General features: G+C 66.5%; 17 protein-coding genes. 14 read left to right on the top strand and 3 right to left on the bottom strand.

The genetic code is table 11. From position 1 onward, the window contains the following. Positions 1–93: 93 nt before the first annotated feature. The 5 genes from KOE53_RS04080 to KOE53_RS04060 all read left to right on the top strand — a co-directional run bounded on the left by KOE53_RS04080 (position 94) and on the right by KOE53_RS04060 (position 6,893). On the top strand, positions 94–1,746 hold the full coding sequence (locus tag KOE53_RS04080; RefSeq protein ID WP_215401656.1) for a putative B6 ABC transporter ATP-binding protein: 1,653 nt from the start codon (positions 94–96) through the stop codon (positions 1,744–1,746). Further along, positions 1,733–2,914 (top strand): putative B6 ABC transporter permease subunit 2, encoded by a 1,182-nt coding sequence (locus tag KOE53_RS04075; RefSeq protein ID WP_188057474.1) that lies wholly within the window; start codon positions 1,733–1,735, stop codon positions 2,912–2,914. Before KOE53_RS04080 ends, KOE53_RS04075 begins: the two co-directional genes overlap by 14 nt. Before the next feature lie 12 nt (positions 2,915–2,926). Beyond that, positions 2,927–3,862 (top strand): ABC transporter permease, encoded by a 936-nt coding sequence (locus KOE53_RS04070; RefSeq protein ID WP_188057473.1) that lies wholly within the window; start codon positions 2,927–2,929, stop codon positions 3,860–3,862. 43 nt (positions 3,863–3,905) lie between these two features. Continuing rightward, positions 3,906–5,066 carry a pyridoxal-phosphate-dependent aminotransferase family protein gene (locus KOE53_RS04065; RefSeq protein WP_188057472.1) on the top strand — a complete coding sequence of 387 codons (1,161 nt, stop codon included), beginning with the start codon at positions 3,906–3,908 and terminating at the stop codon, positions 5,064–5,066. Between the two features lie 111 nt (positions 5,067–5,177). Beyond that, the gene (locus tag KOE53_RS04060) at positions 5,178–6,893 is read left to right on the top strand and encodes a BCCT family transporter (RefSeq protein ID WP_188057471.1); all 1,716 of its coding nucleotides are present in this window, start codon (positions 5,178–5,180) and stop codon (positions 6,891–6,893) included. Here KOE53_RS04060 and KOE53_RS04055 read toward each other — a convergent pair whose 3' ends face one another. The 3 genes from KOE53_RS04055 to KOE53_RS04045 all read right to left on the bottom strand — a co-directional run bounded on the left by KOE53_RS04055 (position 6,894) and on the right by KOE53_RS04045 (position 8,415). Beyond that, complete coding sequence (locus KOE53_RS04055; RefSeq protein WP_188057470.1) at positions 6,894–7,046, bottom strand: hypothetical protein; 153 nt, start codon at positions 7,044–7,046, stop codon at positions 6,894–6,896. It lies immediately after the preceding gene. Between the two features lie 72 nt (positions 7,047–7,118). Further along, positions 7,119–7,949, bottom strand: coding sequence for an SDR family NAD(P)-dependent oxidoreductase (locus tag KOE53_RS04050; RefSeq protein ID WP_188057469.1), 831 nt, complete (start codon positions 7,947–7,949; stop codon positions 7,119–7,121). Positions 7,950–7,986: 37 nt separating this feature from the next. Beyond that, positions 7,987–8,415, bottom strand: a complete 429-nt coding sequence (locus tag KOE53_RS04045) for a DUF1801 domain-containing protein (protein ID WP_188057468.1) — start codon at positions 8,413–8,415, stop codon at positions 7,987–7,989. A gap of 283 nt (positions 8,416–8,698) precedes the next feature. On the opposite strand from KOE53_RS04045, the gene KOE53_RS04040 reads away from it, so the two are divergent. From KOE53_RS04040 to KOE53_RS04000, 9 genes are read left to right on the top strand one after another with little or no spacing between them, the layout of a single operon-like run. Further along, positions 8,699–8,788, top strand: coding sequence for a potassium-transporting ATPase subunit F (locus tag KOE53_RS04040; protein ID WP_188044272.1), 90 nt, complete (start codon positions 8,699–8,701; stop codon positions 8,786–8,788). 1 nt (position 8,789) lies between these two features. Then, positions 8,790–10,463, top strand: a complete 1,674-nt coding sequence (gene kdpA, locus KOE53_RS04035) for a potassium-transporting ATPase subunit KdpA (protein WP_188057467.1) — start codon at positions 8,790–8,792, stop codon at positions 10,461–10,463. Positions 10,464–10,466: 3 nt separating this feature from the next. Further along, the gene (gene kdpB / locus KOE53_RS04030) at positions 10,467–12,632 is read left to right on the top strand and encodes a potassium-transporting ATPase subunit KdpB (RefSeq protein ID WP_188057466.1); all 2,166 of its coding nucleotides are present in this window, start codon (positions 10,467–10,469) and stop codon (positions 12,630–12,632) included. A 27-nt stretch (positions 12,633–12,659) separates the two neighbouring features. Beyond that, on the top strand, positions 12,660–13,268 hold the full coding sequence (kdpC, locus tag KOE53_RS04025; RefSeq protein ID WP_188044269.1) for a potassium-transporting ATPase subunit KdpC: 609 nt from the start codon (positions 12,660–12,662) through the stop codon (positions 13,266–13,268). Continuing rightward, positions 13,269–15,836: a sensor histidine kinase gene (locus KOE53_RS04020; RefSeq protein WP_188057465.1), complete on the top strand. Its 2,568-nt coding sequence runs from the start codon at positions 13,269–13,271 to the stop codon at positions 15,834–15,836. After that, the gene (locus tag KOE53_RS04015) at positions 15,836–16,549 is read left to right on the top strand and encodes a response regulator (RefSeq protein WP_188044267.1); all 714 of its coding nucleotides are present in this window, start codon (positions 15,836–15,838) and stop codon (positions 16,547–16,549) included. The genes KOE53_RS04020 and KOE53_RS04015 overlap by 1 nt, the downstream gene beginning before the upstream one ends. Positions 16,550–16,552: 3 nt before the next feature. Next, positions 16,553–17,341 carry an alpha/beta fold hydrolase gene (locus KOE53_RS04010; RefSeq protein WP_188057464.1) on the top strand — a complete coding sequence of 263 codons (789 nt, stop codon included), beginning with the start codon at positions 16,553–16,555 and terminating at the stop codon, positions 17,339–17,341. Between the two features lie 10 nt (positions 17,342–17,351). Further along, entirely contained in the window at positions 17,352–17,909 is a 558-nt protein-coding gene (locus tag KOE53_RS04005; RefSeq protein WP_188044265.1) for a dihydrofolate reductase family protein, read from the top strand. 18 nt (positions 17,910–17,927) lie between these two features. Beyond that, positions 17,928–18,482, top strand: a complete 555-nt coding sequence (locus KOE53_RS04000; protein ID WP_188057463.1) for a hypothetical protein — start codon at positions 17,928–17,930, stop codon at positions 18,480–18,482. Positions 18,483–18,522 lie beyond the last annotated feature (40 nt).

Genomic DNA, 18,522 nt, shown 5'->3' with positions numbered 1-18,522 from the left:
CACACGGGAAATATGCGCTGCACGGGGTGCCCCGGCAAAGTGCTGGGGCACCCCGCTCGTATCTGAGCCGCGCGATAAACGGAGGGGACAGCCTTGTCCGAGAACACCCAGGTGAATGTCCCGGATTCGGACAACGCCGAAGCTTCGGTGATCATTCGACTCACCGAAATTACCAAGTCATTCCCCGGCATCATCGCGAATGACGCGATCTCACTCGATGTGAAGCGCGGCGAAGTGCACTGCTTGCTGGGCGAGAACGGTGCTGGCAAGTCGACCTTGATTAGCGTCCTTGCCGGGTTGCAGCAGCCAGACTCGGGCACCATTGAGATCAACTCAGTACCGACCGTCCTGAGCTCGCCGAGCGTGTCGATGGCACAGGGTATTGGCGTCGTGTACCAGCACTCAGCACTGATCCCATCGCTCACGGTGCTCGAAAACCTCATGCTGAGCGACTCCGACAACTTCTGGCTCGACAAAGCTGGTGCCACCGCCCGCCTGCAAGAGCTCAGCGAACTCCTCGGAGTCGAGATCGACCCCGACCTCCCCGCAGGGGATCTCGGTTTGGGTCAACAACAGCAGGTCGAAATCGCAAAGGCGATGTGGAAGGGCTCGGAGGTGCTCATTCTTGATGAGCCCACGTCGATGCTGACTCCCCAGGCCATTGACAAGCTTGTCGCGAGTATCAACCGGCTGAAGGCCGAGGGTCTCGCCGTGATTTTCATCTCCCACAAACTGCACGAGGCGTACGCCATCGGAGACGCGGTGACCGTATTGCGCGGCGGCAAGGTGGCCGGGCGCATTGATCCTGTCGAGATGCACGCGATGACCGAGGAGCAGGCGAAGGCCCGCATTCTTGAGGCGATGTTCGGGACCAACCCCGAGGCACTGACGACGGACCAGGCCGAGGCCGCCGGCGCGGGTGCTGAGGAGCGTAGACACGTCGTGCCCACAGATGCTCCGGTAGTGGTCGAAGTGCGCGGACTGAGCACTGCGTCGCGTTCGGGCGAGATCCCGATCAGTGACATTAGCCTGTCGATTCGCGCGGGGGAGATCGTGGGCATTGCCGGCATTGACGGCCACGGCCAGCAGCACCTCGCCGAAGCGATCGCTGGGCAGCTCGCGCCGATGAAGGGTTCGGTCGCGCTCGATGCGAAGGACATCACGAAGCTCAGGGTGAAGGAACGGCAGCACCTCGGCGTGCGCTACGTCACTGATGATCGCCTGCACGAGGGAATCGTCGGCAGCTTCAGCGTTGCTCTCAACTTGGTGTTGAAGAAGGTGGGCGAACGTCCCTTCTGGAAATTTGGGCGCATGGACAAGGCCGCGGTGCTCGAGGAGGCACATCGGCAGATTGCCGACTACGAGATCCGGACCCCCTCTGAGCAGACGCGGGCAGGCACGCTCTCGGGTGGCAATATCCAGAAGATTCTGCTGGCACGAGAGCTCTCGCATGATCCGCGAGCTGTGATTTTCCACAAGCCGACCTACGGTCTTGATCTCAAGACCGTATATCGCGTGCGCGAGACCGTCCGGGGATTTGCCCGAGGCGGAGGAGCAGCGCTATTGATCTCCACCGACCTCGACGAACTTGCAGAACTCTCAGATCGGATCGCCGTGATTTCCAACGGCCGTCTGATCGGCGAAGTTCTGAATGACGGCGACCGGGTGACCGAACGAGTGGGCGAGCTCATGGTCGGTTCGAAGACGACGATTGCGACAGCAAGGGGAACACATGAGCACGAATAGTGAGTCGCTCGCAGAGAAGTCGACCCAGAACGAGACGGATCTGCCCGGCGATCCAGGCCCCGAAACTCGGGTGATCGAGGCGGCGCGGAAGCCGGAGAAGAGTAAGCTCGGCGTCGCAATGCAGGTACTCATTCGCACGGTCACCCCGATTGTGCTGGCGCTGATCGTTGCAGGGTTCATCATCTGGACCATGGGCGTCGACCCGCTGAAGTTCTACGGAGACATTCTCGCTCTGGGACTTGGCGGTACAGGCTGGCAGAAGACGCTCACGATGATGGCGCCCTTGTTGATCATCTCGCTTGGCCTGATCATCTCGTTCCGCGCCCAGCTCTGGAATCTGGGCTACAACGGCACTTACCTCTTGGCCGCGGCGGTCGTCGCGGGCACTGCCCCAGATGTGATGGCGACGCTGCCGTTCGGGGTGGGGATCGTGGTGCTGTTCGTGATGGCATTTGTCATCGGCGCGGCGATTGGCTACCTGCCTGCTTTGCTCAAGGCGAAGTACGGCACGAATGAAATCATCACGAGCCTCATGCTTTCGTTTATCGCGATCAGCGCGGCAAATATTCTGGTCAAGGGCCCGTTTCAGGATCACGGCGTCACCGTGCCCCAAACTCGCGTACTCGACCTGGGCCTCATGCTCCCCTTTATCCCGGGCACCCGAATCCACGTGGGATTCATTGTTGCCTTGGTAATTGTCGTGGTCTTCCACTACATCCTCACGAAGTCGTCATTCGGGCTCAAGATCGACGTCTTGGGGGCAAGCCCTAAGGCAGCCACCCACGCCGGGATCGACGCGAAGAAGATGATCATCATCGTCTTCCTGCTCTCCTCCGGAATGATCGCGCTCGCGGGTGCGGTCGACATGCTGGGGCTCTGGGGCTACATGCGCACCAACTGGAACCCGATGTATGGCGACAAGATCCTGCCGTTCGTGTTCCTGGCGCGCTTGAATCCCATCGGTTCGATCCCGCTTGTCGCGTTCTATGCGATTCTCGCCACGGGCGGCACGATCGCTGCGCAACAGGTGGGGCTGTCGGTCGACTTCCTGCTCATTATCGTTGCACTGATCCTGTTCTTCATGACGGTCATCGAGTTCATGGGAAATCGCAAGGACTTGGGCAAGAGCTATCTCCCCACTGGTCTGTTCAAGAGCGTGAAGAAGTAAGGACGACTGGAAATGATTCCCTTTTTCTCTGACGCATTCCTCACCGCGTTTGTCATAGCGGCGCTCGCCAGCGCGATGCCCGTCATGCTCGCGGCAATTGGCGAAACAGTGGGCGAGCAGGCAGGCGTGCTCAATATCGGCATGGAGGGCTTGCTGCTCATCGGCGGGTACTTCGGGTTCGTCGCGACGCTCGCTACCGGCAGCTTCTGGGTCGGCTTCCTCGTCGGCGCACTTGCGGGCGTCGTGTTGTCGTCCATCATGATGGTGCTGTCGGTGCTGCTCGGCCTCAACCAGATCGTCGTGGGTATCGGCATCACGCTTGCCGGAACCGGTGTCAGCAGCGTGCTGTACGACTTCAACTACGGCACTTCGAAGCCGCGGCTCGGTCTCGCCGCGCCGTGGGAGATTCCGTTCCTTTCGGACATTCCGGTAGTCGGACCGAGCCTGTTCTCGCAGCCGGGCATGTTCTACGTCTCGATGCTGTTGGCCATTATCACCTCGATCTGGCTGTACCGCACGACGAGCGGCCTGCGGCTACGTTCTGCCGGGCAGAAGCCCGCCTCGCTCGATGCGGCCGGTGGCAACGTGTTGCTAACGCGCTCGCTCGCCGTGCTGTTTGGTGGCGCGATGTCAGGCCTCGGCGGCGCCTACCTCGCGCTGATCTCTGCCGGTACCTTTACGCCGGGGATGACGCACGGCATGGGGTTCCTCGCGATTGTGGTGGCGATGTTGGCCCGTGGACGGCTGCTCTGGGTGTTCCTGATCTCGCTGATCTACGGCCTGTTCGTCGCGATGGGCACGGTACTGCAACTGACGACGCTGAACATCCCGAACGATGTGGTGACCATGATGCCCTTCATCGCCGTCATGATCGTGCTCACGTTCTTCTCCCGCAAGTCCGCCCTTCCGGCGGCGCTCGCAACACCATACGTCCGCGGTGCCCGCTAGTCCTCTGGCGCGCTCGCACATCTGTTCTGAAAGGGAATCAACGTTGAAGAACCCAGAAGTATTTACTCTGTCTGCCGGGCCGACGATGGCGACGCACCGCACGCTCGCCGCCCTCGGCAAGCCGATTCTGTACCACTACGACCCGCTGTTCCTCGAGACCTTCCGGCGCACGCAGGAGAAGGCCGCGCGAGTGTTCAAGACGAAGAACGACATGATCCTGATGCAGGGCGAGGCCATCGTGGCGCTCGAGGGTGCCGCTCGCTCGCTGGTGAAGCCGGGCATGCAGGTGCTCAACCTGGTGCAGGGCGTGTTCGGCAAGGGTATGGGGTACTGGCTCACGAGCTTCGGCGCCGAGGTGTTCGAGCTCGAGGTGGCTTACAACGAGGCGGTGGACCCGGCGGCGGTCGAGGACTTCCTCAAGTCGCACCCCGGCATCGAGCTCGTCACACTGGTGCACTCCGAGACACCCTCTGGCACAATCACGGACTGCAAAGCGATTGGTCCGATCGCGAAGAAGTACGGCGCCCTCACGCTCATCGACGCGGTGTCCTCAATCGGTGGACTCGAGTTCGAGACCGATGAGTGGCAGCTCGACGTCGTCGTGACCGGCGCACAGAAGTGCCTCGCGGGCCCTCCCGGCATCGGGATGATGTCGGTCAGCCCTGCCGCCTGGGACCGAATCGAAAACAACCCCGCCGCGCCGCGCGCCTCGTATGTGTCACTGCTCGACTGGAAAGAGAAGTGGCTCGACGGGGGAGTCTTCCCCTATACGCCGTCGGTTTCCGACGTGCACGGGCTTGAGTCGGTGCTGGACCAGGTACTCGAAGAAGGACTCGACGAGGCGATCGCGCGGCACACGCTCGCTGCCGAGGCAACCCGTGCCGGCGTCGTCGCGATGGGGCTTGAGCTGTGGGCGGCAAGCCCCGGCATCGCGGCAAACTGCGTCACCTCTGTGCGGCTGCCGGAACACCTTGATCACGTCGAGGTGCGCACACACGTCCGCGAGAAGTACGGCGTCATGCTGTCGAGCGGCCAGGGGGCTGGCAACCTGATGCGCCTCGCGCATATGGGTCCGACCGCCAGCGGAATGTACCCCATCGTGGGGCTTGCGGCGCTGGGGCGAGGGCTCAAAGATCTGGGAATGGACGTGAACGTCGGTGCGGGAATCGACGCCGCTCTCGAGGTGCTCTCGGCCGCTGCGTAGGGCTGAACTGTGGCCGCCTACCTCCCCAACGGGTGAGGTGGGCGGCCATCTGCACTCCCACCAACCCAGCTCGAATCGCCTCGCGGCCGCATCCCAGCTAGCCTGGAGGGCATGACGAACGAAACCGTTCAATCGTCCACCCTGAGCCGCTGGGTCTTCTGGCCCGCGGCCACGATCGTTGTTCTCTTTGCCGCCTTCGCGATGATCCTGCCCGATGCGGCGGAAGCCGCCTTCAAGGCAATCCAGGCCAGCATCGTCCACAACTTCAACTGGTACTACGTCCTCATCGCGTCGTTCTTCGTGATCTTTAGCCTCTCAATGGGGTTCAGTCGCTTCGGCGAGATCAAGCTGGGCAAGGACGACGACGAGCCGGAGTTCTCGCTCGGCTCTTGGTTCTCGCTGCTCTTCGCCGCGGGTATGGGCATCGGTCTCGTCTTCTACGGCGTGAGCGAGCCGCTGAGTCATTTCGCGAGCCCGCGGCCAGGGGTCACCGGCAGCGAGGGGCAGTTGGCGCAGCAGGCCCTCTCGCAGACGTACCTCCACTGGGGGGTGCACGCCTGGTCGATCTACGTGGTGATTGGTCTGGCGCTCGCATACGCGATCCATCGCCGCGGCCGCCCCATCTCGATCCGCTGGACGCTCGAGCCGTTGCTCGGCAAGCGTGTACGCGGCGGCTGGGGGAACACGATCGACGTGGTGGCGCTCGTCGGCACGATCTTCGGCGTCGGCACCTCACTCGGCCTCGGCGTCTTGCAGATCAGCGCGGGGCTTGAGAGCGCCGGCATTATGCAGGCGTCAGACTTCAGCAACATCGTCATCATCGTCGTGATCACCGCGCTCGTGCTGTTCTCGGTGCTGTCGGGCGTCGGGAAGGGCATGAAGTGGCTGTCGAACGCCAACTTGATGCTCGCCGGAGTGCTCGTGCTGGTCATCCTGATCGTCGGGCCCACTCAGTTCCTGCTGCGCGAATTTGTGCAGTCCATCGGCGACTACCTGCAGAACATCGTCGGCATGTCCTTCACCGTGAGCGCGTTTACCGGCGCCGAGGGTGAGGCCTGGCAGGCGTCGTGGACCACGTTCTACTGGGGCTGGTGGATCTCGTGGGCGCCGTTCGTCGGTATCTTCATCGCGCGCATCTCGCGCGGGCGCACCGTGCGCCAGTTCGTGATGGGCGTCATCCTGGTCCCGACGCTGATGACGTTCCTGTGGTTCAGCGTGCTCGGAGGGACGGCGCTCTACTCGGAGCTGTCGGGCCCGGGCGGGCTCGTTGGCCCGGACGGGGCGGTCAACATCGAGGGCTCGCTGTTCGCGATGCTCGGGCAGCTGCCGGGAGGCGCGGCGCTCACCGTCGGTGCGATCGTGCTCATCACGATCTTCTTCGTGACCTCGGCGGACTCTGGTTCGCTGGTCATGGGCATGATTGCGACCGGCGGCCAGGTCGAGCCGAAGCGCTGGATCCGGGTGTTCTTCGCGCTTGCCACGGCCTTCCTCGCGACCGCCCTGCTGCTCTCAGGAGGGCTCGAAGCGCTGAAGACCGCGGCGATCATCATCGCGCTGCCGTTCTCCGTGATCATGCTCGGGATCTGTTGGTCCACGATCATCGCCTTCACCCGCGAGCGGCGCGCGTACGACCGTGCCCAGCGCGCCGCGTTCGTCGATCACATCGGCGACTACTACGGGCTTGAGGTCGAAGAGCCTGCAGAAGAGGGCATCAAGCTGGGCTGGCGGGGCCTCTTCCGGCGCCCGGGCGGCGCTCCCGTGGCGGCCGGACAGGATCCTGCCGCCGATGTAGCTCCGACCGAGCCTCGGGAAGCAGCCGCCGAATAGCTACATCTTCGCGCAGGTCTTGCAGAGCTTGTAGCCGTTGGTCCCGAACTTCTTGTTCTCCTTCGGGATCGCCTTGCCCGCGGGGCAGTCGCGCTGGTTGTGGTGTACGTCGGGGTCGGTCGTGTTGGTCGAGTAGTACGGGTTGGTCTTCACGGTTCCTCCTGGAACTTGGCGACATCCCGTCGAATGAAGGGGTCACTCAAGAGTACGGGGAACAAGGGCCCGCTACCCGACCCCCTTCTCGTCCTGAATCGCGCCTCCGCCGTCGACGATCAGCACCTGGCCGGTGACGTACGAGGCGCCCGGGGATGCGAGGAACTCGATCACCGCGGCGACCTCATCGGGGGTGCCCGAGCGGCCAAGCGGCACCGCGTCGCCCATGCGGTTCTCGTGCTCGGTCGCGGATCCGGTCCGGATCCAGCCCGGGGCGACCGCGTTCGCCGTCGTGCCGCTCGCCGCCAGGTCGACCGCGAGAGCGCGCGTGAGCCCCACGAGGCCCGCCTTCGCCGCGTGATACCCGACGTCGCCGCGGTACGCGAGGATCGGCCCGGACACGGACGAGACGGTGACGATGCGGCCGTGCTCGGCCAGGGCGAGGTGGGGGAGCGCGGCGCGCGTCACGAGGTACGCCGTCGTGAGATTGCGGGTGAGTGCGTGCTCGAAGCCCGAGCGGTCGAGCTGGCCCATCGCGGCCGGCGCCTCGGGGTCCGACACCGAGGTCATGCCGGCGTTGTTCACCAGGACGTCGAGCCTGCCGAACGCGTCGACTGCCGCCTGCACGAGGCGTGCAGCCCCGGCCTCCTCCGTGAGGTCGGCGATGACGGGGACCGCGTGGGTCGCGCCGGGCTGGGCGCCATGCGCCGCCGCGATGGCTTCGAGTTCGAAGGCGCGGTCGTCGATCCGGTCGCTCGTTGCCCCCACGACGACCCGGTAGCCGGCGCGCACCAGTCGGGCGGCGGTGGCAAAGCCGATGCCGTCGGGGGAGCCCGCCCCCGAGACGATCGCGACGCGGGCGAAGGGCGAGGGGGACGACAACGATTCGGACAACACAGTCATGGCTTGAGCGTAGCGGGCCTCGGCCGCGCCACCAGCATCACTCCGGCACGTGCTGCGCGCGGGCCTCAGCCTGCGAGAGCTCGAGCAGCTGGCGCAGCACCGAGAGGTCGACACCCTCGAGGCGCTTGAGGTACAGGCACGCCTTGCTGGCGGTGTGGGGGCCGAGCCTCGCCATCAACTCGGGGTAGTCCTGCGAGAAGTTCTCGGTCAGGTAGATCGTGTGCTTCGTATTGTTGCTGTTGAACCCGAGCAGCGGGGCGTTGCCGGAGTGCCCGCTCGCGTAGCGGTAGTGATATTCGCCGAAGCCGATGATGCGCCTGGCCCACACGACGGGCTCTTCTCCGCTGACCTCGCGGCACAGCGCGAGCAGCTGCTCGGCCTCCGCGCGGCGGGTTGGGGTGAGGGGGATGAGAACCTCCTCAAAGGGCATGTCTGACGGCGACATCGCCGGTGTTTTCGTGGCCATGGTGGCTTCCCCTTCCGCACAGATGCTCACATCCTACGAGGCCCGTGTGCGGCGCGTGAGGAATCCAGAGATAGCCGTTTGGAAACCGTTAGGACGAGGGATCTGACTACCCCGGCGGGGCCAAGATTCAGGGAGCGGCCCCGAGAACGGGCCGGGCGGCGGCCGAGGGGGCCGCCCGCATCGCCCTCTGAAAGGAATCCACATTGCTGGACATCGTGTACGTGCTCGGCGTAATTGCCGTGTTCGTGCTGCTCGGCCTGATCGCGAAGGGGGTCGAGAAGCTGTGATCATCTTCTCCCTGATCGCCGCAGCGCTCGCGCTCGCCGCCATCGCCTATCTCGTGTTTGCTCTCGTGAAGCCGGAGCGATTCTGACATGGACGTACTTTTTGCCGTGCTGCAGGTCGCCACGCTGGCCCTGATCCTCGCGCTCCTGTACCGCCCGCTCGGCAACTACATGGCGCGCATCTATTCCTCGACCCGCGACCTGCGCGTCGAGCGTGGCTTCTACCGCCTCGTCGGTGTCGACTCGGCGAGCGAGCAGAGCTGGCGGGCGTACCTGCGCAGCGTCCTCTCGTTCTCGCTCGTCAGCATCCTCGCGGTCTACCTGTTGCAGCGCATCCAAGGGATCTTGCCTTACTCGCTGGGCCTGCCGCCCGTGCCCGAGGGCCTCGCGTTCAACACCGCGGTCTCGTTCGTCACCAACACGAACTGGCAGAACTATTCGCCCGAGCTCACCCTGGGGTACTCGGTACAGATCGCCGGCCTCGCCGTGCAGAACTTCGTCTCGGCCGCGGTGGGCATCGCGGTGGCGATCGCCGTCGTGCGCGGCTTCGCCCGCACCCGCTCGCTCACGATCGGCAACTTCTGGGTCGACTTGACGCGCGGTACCGTGCGTCTGCTGCTGCCGATCTCCGTCGTCGGTGCGGTCATCCTGATCGCCGGCGGCGTCATCCAGAACTTCGCGGGGTTCACCGAGGTGACGACGCTGTCGGGCGCCGCGCAGAGCATCCCGGGCGGGCCGGTCGCCTCGCAAGAGGTGATCAAGCTGCTCGGCACCAACGGTGGCGGGTTCTTCAACGCAAACTCCGCCCACCCGTTCGAGAACCCGACGGCGTGGACGAATCTATTCGAGAACGTGCTCATGCTGATGATCCCGTTTTCGCTGCCGCGTACCTTCGGCAAGCTCGTGGGTGACCCGCGCCAGGGACGCGCGATCCTCGCCGTCATGGCCACGCTGTACGTCGCCTCGTTTGCGATCCTGTCGAGCCTCGAGCGGGCCGGTCTCGGTACCGCCCCGCAGCTGGCCGGGGGAGCGATGGAGGGCAAGGAGCAGCGCTTCGGCATCTTCGCCTCGACGCTGTTCGGCACGACCAGCACGCTCACCTCCACCGGCGCGGTCAACTCGATGCACGACTCGTACACGGCGCTCGGCGGCATGCTGCCGATGTTGAACATGATGCTCGGCGAGGTCGCCCCCGGCGGCGTCGGCTCGGGGCTGTACGGCATGCTCATCCTGGCCGTGATCACCGTCTTCATCGGCGGTCTGCTGGTCGGGCGCACCCCGGAATACCTGGGCAAGAAGATCGGGCCGCGTGAGATCACCCTCGCGAGCCTGTTCATCTTGATCGTGCCCGCCCTCATTCTCGGCGGCACGGCGCTCAGCTTCGCCATTCCTGCGGTGCGCGGGGATGTCGAGGCGACCTCGATCTGGAACCCCGGCAATCACGGGTTGTCCGAAGTGATCTACGCGTTCACTTCCGCCGCAAACAACAACGGGTCGGCGTTCGCGGGGCTCACCGGGAACACGCCGTGGTTTAACACGGCGCTCGGGGTCGCGATGCTGCTCGGCCGGTTCCTGCCGATCCTGTTCGCGCTCGCCCTTGCGGGTTCCCTCGCGGCGCAGGGCAAGGTGCCTGCCACGAGCGGGACGCTGCCCACCCACAAGCCGATGTTCATCGGCATGCTCCTTGGGGTGACCGTCATCGTGACGGCCCTCACTTACTTCCCGATCTTGACCCTCGGACCCCTCGCAGAAGGGCTGCGCTAAACCATGTCCACTCTCACTGAACTCCCGAACACCACGGACGAGCCCGCCACAAGCGCCTCGTCGAAACCTCGACAGCGCAGCGTCTTCACCTGGAAGGCCGTGGTCGAAGCGCTTCCCGGCACGTTCGCGAAGCTCGACCCCAGGGTCATGTGGCGAAACCCCGTCATGTTCCTCGTCGAGATCGGCGCGGTACTGGTGACCGCGCTTGCGATCGCCGAACCCTTCCTGGGCGGGCCCGCCCCCTCTGGTGGTGCGGAGATTCCCGCGTCCTTCGCGTGGGGCATCGCTCTCTGGCTGTGGCTCACGGTGCTCTTCGCGAACCTCGCGGAATCGGTCGCCGAGGGACGGGGCAAGGCGCAGGCGGAGAGCCTGCGGGCGACCCGCACCAGCACGGTCGCGCACCGGGTCGTGGGGTACGACGCGGCGCAGGATCCCTCGGCCGCATCTGCCGAGCTCGAAGAGCTTCCCTCGTCAGATCTCGGGCTGCACGACACGGTCGTGGTGACGGCCGGGCAGCTGGTGCCGGGCGACGGTGACATCGTCTGGGGCATCGCCTCGATCGACGAGTCGGCGATCACCGGCGAGTCCGCCCCGGTCGTTCGTGAGTCGGGCGGCGACCGCAGCGCGGTCACGGGCGGCACCCGGGTGCTTTCGGACCGCATTGTTGTCCAGATCACGGCCAAGCCGGGGGAGACGTTCGTCGACCGGATGATCCGCCTCGTCGAGGGCGCGGCCCGACAGAAGACGCCGAACGAGATCGCGCTGAACGTGCTGCTCGCGGGCCTGTCGATCATCTTCGTGCTCGTGACGCTGACACTCAACCCGATCGCCTCGGCCGTCGGCGTGAATGTCACCCTCCCCGTGCTGATCGCGCTCGTGGTCTGCCTGATCCCCACCACGATCGGTGCGCTGCTCTCGGCCATCGGCATCGCCGGCATGGACCGGCTCGTCCAGCACAATGTGCTCGCGATGTCGGGCCGCGCGGTCGAGGCCGCGGGCGACGTCACGACGCTCCTGCTCGACAAGACCGGCACGATCACCTACGGCAACCGCCAGGCGTCCGAGTTCATCGCGCTTGACGGCGTGGACGAGAAGGAGCTCATGACGCTTGCGGCACTCTCGTCGCTGGCCGACCCGACGCCCGAGGGCAAATCCATCGTGGAGCTCGCCCGCAGAAAGGGCGTCCAGTTCGACACGAACGCCCCCGGCGAGATCGTGCCGTTCACGGCCCAGACCCGCATGTCGGGGCTCGACCTCAGAAACGGCGTGCAGATTCGGAAGGGTGCCGGCTCGGCGGTTGCCGCGTGGGTGCGGCAGGATCAAGCGCCCGCCGAGGCGGTACTCGCCGAGCTCGACAGGCACGTCAAGCGGGTCTCGCAGGACGGCGGCACCCCGTTGGTGGTCGCGGTCAAGCAGCCGTCGGGTGAGAGCTCCATCCTCGGTGTCGTGCACCTGAAGGACGTCGTGAAGGACGGCCTGCGCGAACGCTTCTCCGAGCTGCGCAGCATGGGGATCCGGACCGTCATGATCACGGGCGACAACCCCCTGACGGCGCGCGCGATCGCGGCGGAAGCCGGCGTCGACGACTTCCTCGCTGAGGCGACGCCGGAAGACAAAATGGCACTCATTAGGCGTGAGCAGGCCGGTGGCAGCCTCGTGGCGATGACCGGCGACGGCACCAACGATGCGCCCGCGCTCGCGCAGGCCGACGTGGGCGTCGCGATGAACACGGGCACGTCCGCCGCGAAGGAGGCGGGCAACATGGTCGATCTCGACTCGGACCCGACCAAGCTCATCGACATCGTGGCGATCGGCAAGCAGCTCCTCATCACCCGGGGCGCTCTGACCACCTTCTCGATCGCGAACGACCTCGCGAAGTACTTCGCGATCATCCCCGCGATGTTTGTGGGGGTCTTCCCGGGCCTCGCCGTGCTCAACATCATGGGGCTGCACTCGCCGGCCTCGGCGGTACTCTCGGCGATCATCTTCAACGCGATCATCATCGTCATCCTGATCCCGCTCGCGCTGCGCGGCGTGAAGTATCGGCCGCTGAGCTCGTCGCGCGTGCTCGGCCGAAACCTCCTGGTCTACGGGCTCGGCGGCGTCATCGCTCCGTTCATTGGCATCAAGCTCATTGACCTTGCGGTCAGCCTCCTCCCCGGCTTCTAGCCGTACCCCTAGAAAGAAGCGAACATCATGAGTTCCACTCGGACTGGCGCCCGCACCACGTGGGTTGCCGTGCGCGTCCTCCTCCTCTTCACCCTCCTCCTGGGCGTGGCATACCCGTTGGTGATCACCGCGATCGGGCAACTCGCGCTGCCCGCCCAGGCGAACGGCTCGCTGGTCGCCCGAGATGGCGAAACGGTCGGCTCGCAGCTGATCGGGCAGTCGTTCTCAGACTCGGACGGTGCCCCGCTGCCCGAATGGTTCCAACCGCGCCCGTCCGCCGCAGGCGACGGCTACGACGCCGGGGCGTCCAGCGGCAGCAACTGGGGCCCAGAGCACCCCGACCTCATCGCGGCTATCACCGAGCGTCGCGCGGGGGTGGCGGAGCACAACGGCACGCCCGCCTCGGAGGTTCCGGTCGATGCACTCACCGCGTCGGCGTCGGGTCTCGATCCGCACATCAGCCCGGCGTACGCCTTGCTGCAGGTCGAGCGGGTGGCGGCGGCGCGGCACCTGCCCGTCGAAACGGTCCGCGAGCTGGTGGAGAGTACAGTTCAGAAGAGGGATCTGGGGTACCTGGGCGAACCCACGGTGAACGTCCTTATGCTCAACCTCGCCCTCGCTCAGCTGGGAGGGTAGATGGCGTCCAAAGGACGGCTGCGGGTGCTGCTCGGTGCAGCACCCGGCGTGGGCAAGACCTACGCCATGCTCGAAGAGGGGCGACGCCTCCTCGAGGATGGCGTTGACGTGGCGGTCGCGATCGTGGAAACCCACGGTCGCGCCGCCACGGCGGCCATGTGCGAGGGTCTCGAGATTATCCCGAGAATGAGTGTGCAGCACCGCGGGGTCGAACTCACCGAGATGGACCTCGCGGCGGTGCTTGCGCGAAAGCCCGCGCTCGCGCTCGTCGACGAGCTCGCGCACACGAACGCCCCGGGATCGCTCCACGAGAAGCGTTGGCAGGACGTCGCGGCGCTGCTCGACGCCGGGATCGACGTCTGCTCGACCGTCAATATTCAGCACATTGAGTCGCTGAACGATGTGGTGGAGCAGATCACCGGTGTGCCGCAGCGGGAGACCATTCCCGACGCGATTCTGCGCTCGGCCGATCAGATCGAGGTCATCGACCTCGCACCCGACGCGCTGCGCGACCGCCTCTCGAGCGGCCGGGTATACCCGGCCGAACGCATCGACGCGGCTCTGTCGAACTACTTTCGCCTCGGCAACCTCACTGCCCTGCGCGAACTCGCCCTCCTCTGGCTGGCCGACGAGGTGGAAAGCGCGCTGCGCAACTACCGCGCCGAGCACGACATCGATGCCGCGTGGGAGACCCGAGAGCGCGTCGTGGTTGCGCTCACCGGCGGACCAGAGGGCGACACCCTGCTCCGCCGCGGGGCCCGGATCGCGGCGCGCACGGCGGGCGGTGAGCTGCTCGCGGTGCACGTCGCCGGTCAGGACGGCCTGCGCCTGTCGCGGCCCGAGGCGCTCGCCACGCAGCGCGCGCTCGTCGAGAAACTCGGCGGCACCTTCCACCAGGTGGTGGGGGAGGACATCCCCGAGGCACTGGTCGCCTTCTCGAAAGGGGTCAACGCCACTCAGCTGGTGATCGGGGTGAGCCGGCGCAGCCGGCTGCGTTCCGCGCTGTCGGGTCCCGGCATCGGTGCGACCGTCATTCGCGAGTCGGGCGACCTCGACGTCCACATCGTGACGCACGCCGCCGCTGCCGGGCATCGCTTCTCCCTCCCGCGGCCAGCGGGCGGGCTCACCACTCGGCGACGCGTGCTCGGCTTTCTCCTCGCCCTCGTTGGTGGTCCGGCGCTCACCGCGTTGCTGTCCTCTGTGCGCACCGCGGAGTCGATTACCAGCGACGTGCTGCTCTACCAGCTGCTCGTGGTCCTCGTCGCGCTCGTCGGCGGGATCTGGCCCGCCCTCTTCGCCGCGTTCGCCTCCGGCTTGACGCTGAACTTCTTCTTCATCGAGCCGCTGCACAAGGTGACGGTGAGTAAACCCAGTCAGATGCTCGCGCTCGTGCTCTACGTGCTCATTGCCGCCCTCGTGAGCTACGTCGTGGACCAGTCGGCCCGGCGCATGCGCGCGGCCCGGCGCGCCGGGGCGGAATCGGACCTCCTCGCCTCGATTTCGGGGAATGTTCTGCGGGGAGAGAACGCGCTCCAGGCGCTCGTCAGCCGCACCCGCGAGGCGTTCTCGCTCAGCGCGGTGCGGCTCCTGTCCGGAGACACCGTGCTGGCGAGCGACGGGGAGCCCGTGGATGGCGACGAGCGCACCTCGATTTCCGCCGGCACCCGCGCAACGCTCGAACTCTACGGCGCGAAGCTCCACGCCACGGAGCGGCGCCTCGTCGAAGTCATCGCCACCCAGGCCGACTCGGCCCTCGAATATGCCGACCTCGCGGAGACCGCGAGTGAGGTCGGCCCGCTCGCCGAGGTCGACCGGGTGCGCAGCGCGCTGTTGTCTGCGGTGAGTCACGACCTGCGCCGCCCGCTCGCCGCCGCGACCGCGGCGGTCGGGGGCCTGCGCTCGCCGGGCATCTCGTACTCCGACCGCGACCGAGACGAACTGCTGACGACCGCGGCGGAGAGCCTATCGACCCTCGGCTCACTCGTCACGAACCTGCTCGACGTGAGCCGTGTGCAGGCCGGAGTCCTCGGCGTCTCGCTGGGAGAGGTCGACGCCGAGGACATGATCCTGCCGGCCCTCGACGAGCTGGGGCTCGGGCCGCAGGACGTCGAGCTCGATCTTGACCCCGAGCTACCACCGCTCGTGGCCGATCCCGGCCTGCTGCAGCGGGTCATCGTGAACCTGCTCGCGAACGCGGGCCGCTTCGCCCCAGCCGGCACCCGAGTGCGGATCGCGTCAAGCAGCTTCGGGTCGACCGCCGAGATTCGGGTGATCGATCACGGGCCCGGTATCGCGCCCGAGCGCCGAGACGAAGTGTTCCTTCCCTTTCAGCGCCTGGGGGACACGGACAACCTGACCGGCCTGGGGCTGGGCCTCGCCCTGGCCAAGGGGTTCACCGAGGGGATGGGGGGCACGCTCGAAGCGGAAGACACCCCGGGCGGCGGGCTCACCATGGTGGTCGCCCTGCCCGCGGCGATCGCGCACCCAGCCTCCCCGCCCGATCCTGAACCGCTCACCCCAGACGCCCCGACCGACTCCGCCGCACCATCGAACCCACAGGACGCCTGATGAAGATCCTCATCGCCGACGACGACCCCCAGATCCTGCGCGCGCTCAGGGTCACCCTGGCCGCACAGGGGTACGAGGTACTCACCGCGGTAAACGGTGCCGCCGCGATCAACACGGCGATCGCCGAGCGCCCCGACCTGTTCATGATCGACCTGGGCATGCCAGAGCTCGACGGGATCGACGTGATCTACGCCCTGCGCGGCTGGACGCGGGCGCCGATCCTGGTCGTCTCAGGGCGCACCGGGGCAGCAGACAAGGTCGAGGCGCTCGACGCTGGCGCGGACGACTACGTCACCAAGCCCTTTGCGATCGACGAGCTGCTCGCGCGCATCCGTGCGCTGACCCGGCGCGTGCCGAACCAAGAGCCGGCGCCGCTGACCCGCATCGCCGACATCACAATCGACCTGGCCGCGAAGAGCATCACGCGCGAGACAGCGGCGGGTTCCGAACGCATCCGGCTGACACGGACTGAGTGGGAGGTGCTCGACATCCTCGTGCGCAACGCCGGCAAGCTCGTCACGCGGCAGCGGCTCCTCACCGATATCTGGGGGTCGGAGCACATTACCGACACGGGGTACCTGCGGCTCTACATCGCCCAGCTGCGCAAGAAGATCGAGCCGGATCCTGCCCGGCCGCGGTTCCTCATCACCGACCCAGGCATGGGGTACCGCTTTGAACCGGACGCGGCCGCTGGCGAGCACCCGATACCGTGAGGCATGCGTTTCACTGAGACTGGCCCGCCGGGCGGCCCCGCCGTCCTGCTGATCCATGGCGGGGGCGTCGGTGGCTGGATGTGGCGACCAACTCTCGCGCGGTTGGACCCGTCATTTCGGGTGATCGTGCCCGAACTGCCCGGCCACGACCTCGAATCGGCCGGGTCCTACCTGGGGCACGCGGACACCCTGCACGGGCTCATCGAGCTCATCGAGGCGCGCGCCCCCGGAGGCCTGCACGTCGCAGGATTCTCGCTCGGAGCTCAGCTCGCGATCTTGCTGGCCGCGGCACGGCCGGACCTCGTGCGCAGCATCATCGTGGTGAGCGCGCAAACCCGGCCGATGGCGCTGCCGGGAGCGACGCTGGCGATGCTGTCGCTTGCGACGCCCCTCGCGCGACAGCCCTGGTTCGCGCGGCTGCAGGCGCGGGAGCTCTTCGTCCCGGATGAACTCCTCGACGAATACGTCGAGCTGTCCGCCCACATCTCACCTGAGACGCTGCGCTCGGCGGTCGGCGAGAACATCCGCTTCACGCTCCCGAGCGGCTGGGCGAAGTTTCCCGGACCGGCGCTCGTGCTCGTGGGCGGGCGCGAGCGGCGACTCATGCGCGACTCGGCCCAGGCGAGCGCCGCCGCGTTGCCCGGCGCGGTCCTCGAGGTCGTACCGGAGTGCGGGCACGGGATTCCCCTCCAGCGCCCCGAATGGTTCGCCAATCGGCTGACGAGGTGGATGCGCGGGGACGCCGCGGGAGCGGGCGAGATCGGCGGCCCGAATGTCGGCGGTCGGGTCTAGAGTCCCAGTCATGGGACGAATCATCTTTGACAGTGCGACGACGCTGAACGGCTGGATCGCCGACGAAGCACACTCGCTCGACTGGCTCTTCTCGGTCGAGGGCGGTGACGAGCCCGCGGAGGGGCTATACCCCTCGCGGGCGGCGGTGCTCGTCGAGGGATCGACGACGTATGAGTGGGTGCTCGAGCACGAGAAACTCATGGAGTTCCCCGAGCGCTGGGCCGAACTGTACGGAGAGAAGCCCACATTCGTGTTCTCGAGCCGTGAGCTGCCCATCCCCGACGGGGCCGACGTGCGCGTAGTGTCCGGCCCGGTTGCCGAGGCTCTGCCCGCGATTCGCGCCGCCGCGGGTGACGGCGACATCTGGGTGGTCGGCGGCGGCGAGCTCGCGGGCCAATTCCTCGACATCGGCGCGCTTGACGAGATCGCACTGTCGATTGCGCCGGTCGCGCTCGCCGCCGGGGCGCCGCTGTTGCCGCGCCGGCTCGAGTCCGACCGGCTCCACCTCGCCTCCGTCCGCCAGGTCGGGCAGTTCGCGCGGTTGGTCTACGAGGTGCGACCCGAGTAAGCCAGCTACGCTTTGGGTATGGAGCCGATCTTTGTCTTTCCCGCCAAGCGCGACGTCGCTGGTATGTCCGCGCAGCTCGCCGAGGCCACGCCTGAACAGCGGATTGCGGTCGGCATCGAGACCGATCGCTACGGCGTGACACTCATCGCGGGCCCGGTCTGGGTGAATGACGTCGACGAGATGGTGCTCGGCGGCGTGCACATCGCGAAGAAGCAGACGATGAAGAACGAGCTCGCGGTGCGGGCGCCCGAGCGCGAGGTGAAGCGGGTGCTGCTCGAAGCGCCGGACGCGCCGCGGGGGAGCGCAGTCGACGCGCTGAGCATCGGCCACGGCGACTTTGTCTCGGTCGACTTCACCCAGCACCCCTATGGCGACTTCACGGTCACGGGGGTCGCGACAGCGGGTGACCGCAGTGAGTTCGTGATGGTCGATCAGTGGATCATCCACGACTCGGCCGAGCGCAATACGCGGGCCACCGAGACCCGCCTGATCGCGGCCGCAGACGCGCACGACATGCCGATCCCGTCGCCGCGCACGGCCAACTTCTCGGCGGCGGACAGCGACGTGGTCTAGCCGCTCCGGCAACAATATGGCCGCAGTTCCGTCTTCGGGC

Origin of the sequence: Leucobacter sp. CX87 (genome assembly GCF_018682295.1) — a bacterium.
Taxonomy (GTDB): domain Bacteria; phylum Actinomycetota; class Actinomycetes; order Actinomycetales; family Microbacteriaceae; genus Cx-87.
Note: the sequence above shows the minus strand (reverse complement) of the source record. Positions and strands in the feature narration are given on the sequence as shown.

Excerpts from the sequence above, each read along its gene's own strand:
- KOE53_RS04075 (WP_188057474.1), top strand. The coding sequence starts at position 1,733 with ATGAGCACGAATAGTGAGTCGCTCGCAGAGAAGTCGACCCAGAACGAG.
- KOE53_RS04070 (WP_188057473.1), top strand. The coding sequence starts at position 2,927 with ATGATTCCCTTTTTCTCTGACGCATTCCTCACCGCGTTTGTCATAGCG.
- KOE53_RS04060 (WP_188057471.1), top strand. The coding sequence starts at position 5,178 with ATGACGAACGAAACCGTTCAATCGTCCACCCTGAGCCGCTGGGTCTTC.
- KOE53_RS04050 (WP_188057469.1), bottom strand. The coding sequence starts at position 7,949 with ATGACTGTGTTGTCCGAATCGTTGTCGTCCCCCTCGCCCTTCGCCCGC.
- KOE53_RS04045 (WP_188057468.1), bottom strand. The coding sequence starts at position 8,415 with ATGGCCACGAAAACACCGGCGATGTCGCCGTCAGACATGCCCTTTGAG.
- kdpA (WP_188057467.1), top strand. The coding sequence starts at position 8,790 with ATGGACGTACTTTTTGCCGTGCTGCAGGTCGCCACGCTGGCCCTGATC.
- kdpB (WP_188057466.1), top strand. The coding sequence starts at position 10,467 with ATGTCCACTCTCACTGAACTCCCGAACACCACGGACGAGCCCGCCACA.
- kdpC (WP_188044269.1), top strand. The coding sequence starts at position 12,660 with ATGAGTTCCACTCGGACTGGCGCCCGCACCACGTGGGTTGCCGTGCGC.
- KOE53_RS04020 (WP_188057465.1), top strand. The coding sequence starts at position 13,269 with ATGGCGTCCAAAGGACGGCTGCGGGTGCTGCTCGGTGCAGCACCCGGC.
- KOE53_RS04015 (WP_188044267.1), top strand. The coding sequence starts at position 15,836 with ATGAAGATCCTCATCGCCGACGACGACCCCCAGATCCTGCGCGCGCTC.
- KOE53_RS04010 (WP_188057464.1), top strand. The coding sequence starts at position 16,553 with ATGCGTTTCACTGAGACTGGCCCGCCGGGCGGCCCCGCCGTCCTGCTG.
- KOE53_RS04005 (WP_188044265.1), top strand. The coding sequence starts at position 17,352 with ATGGGACGAATCATCTTTGACAGTGCGACGACGCTGAACGGCTGGATC.
- KOE53_RS04000 (WP_188057463.1), top strand. The coding sequence starts at position 17,928 with ATGGAGCCGATCTTTGTCTTTCCCGCCAAGCGCGACGTCGCTGGTATG.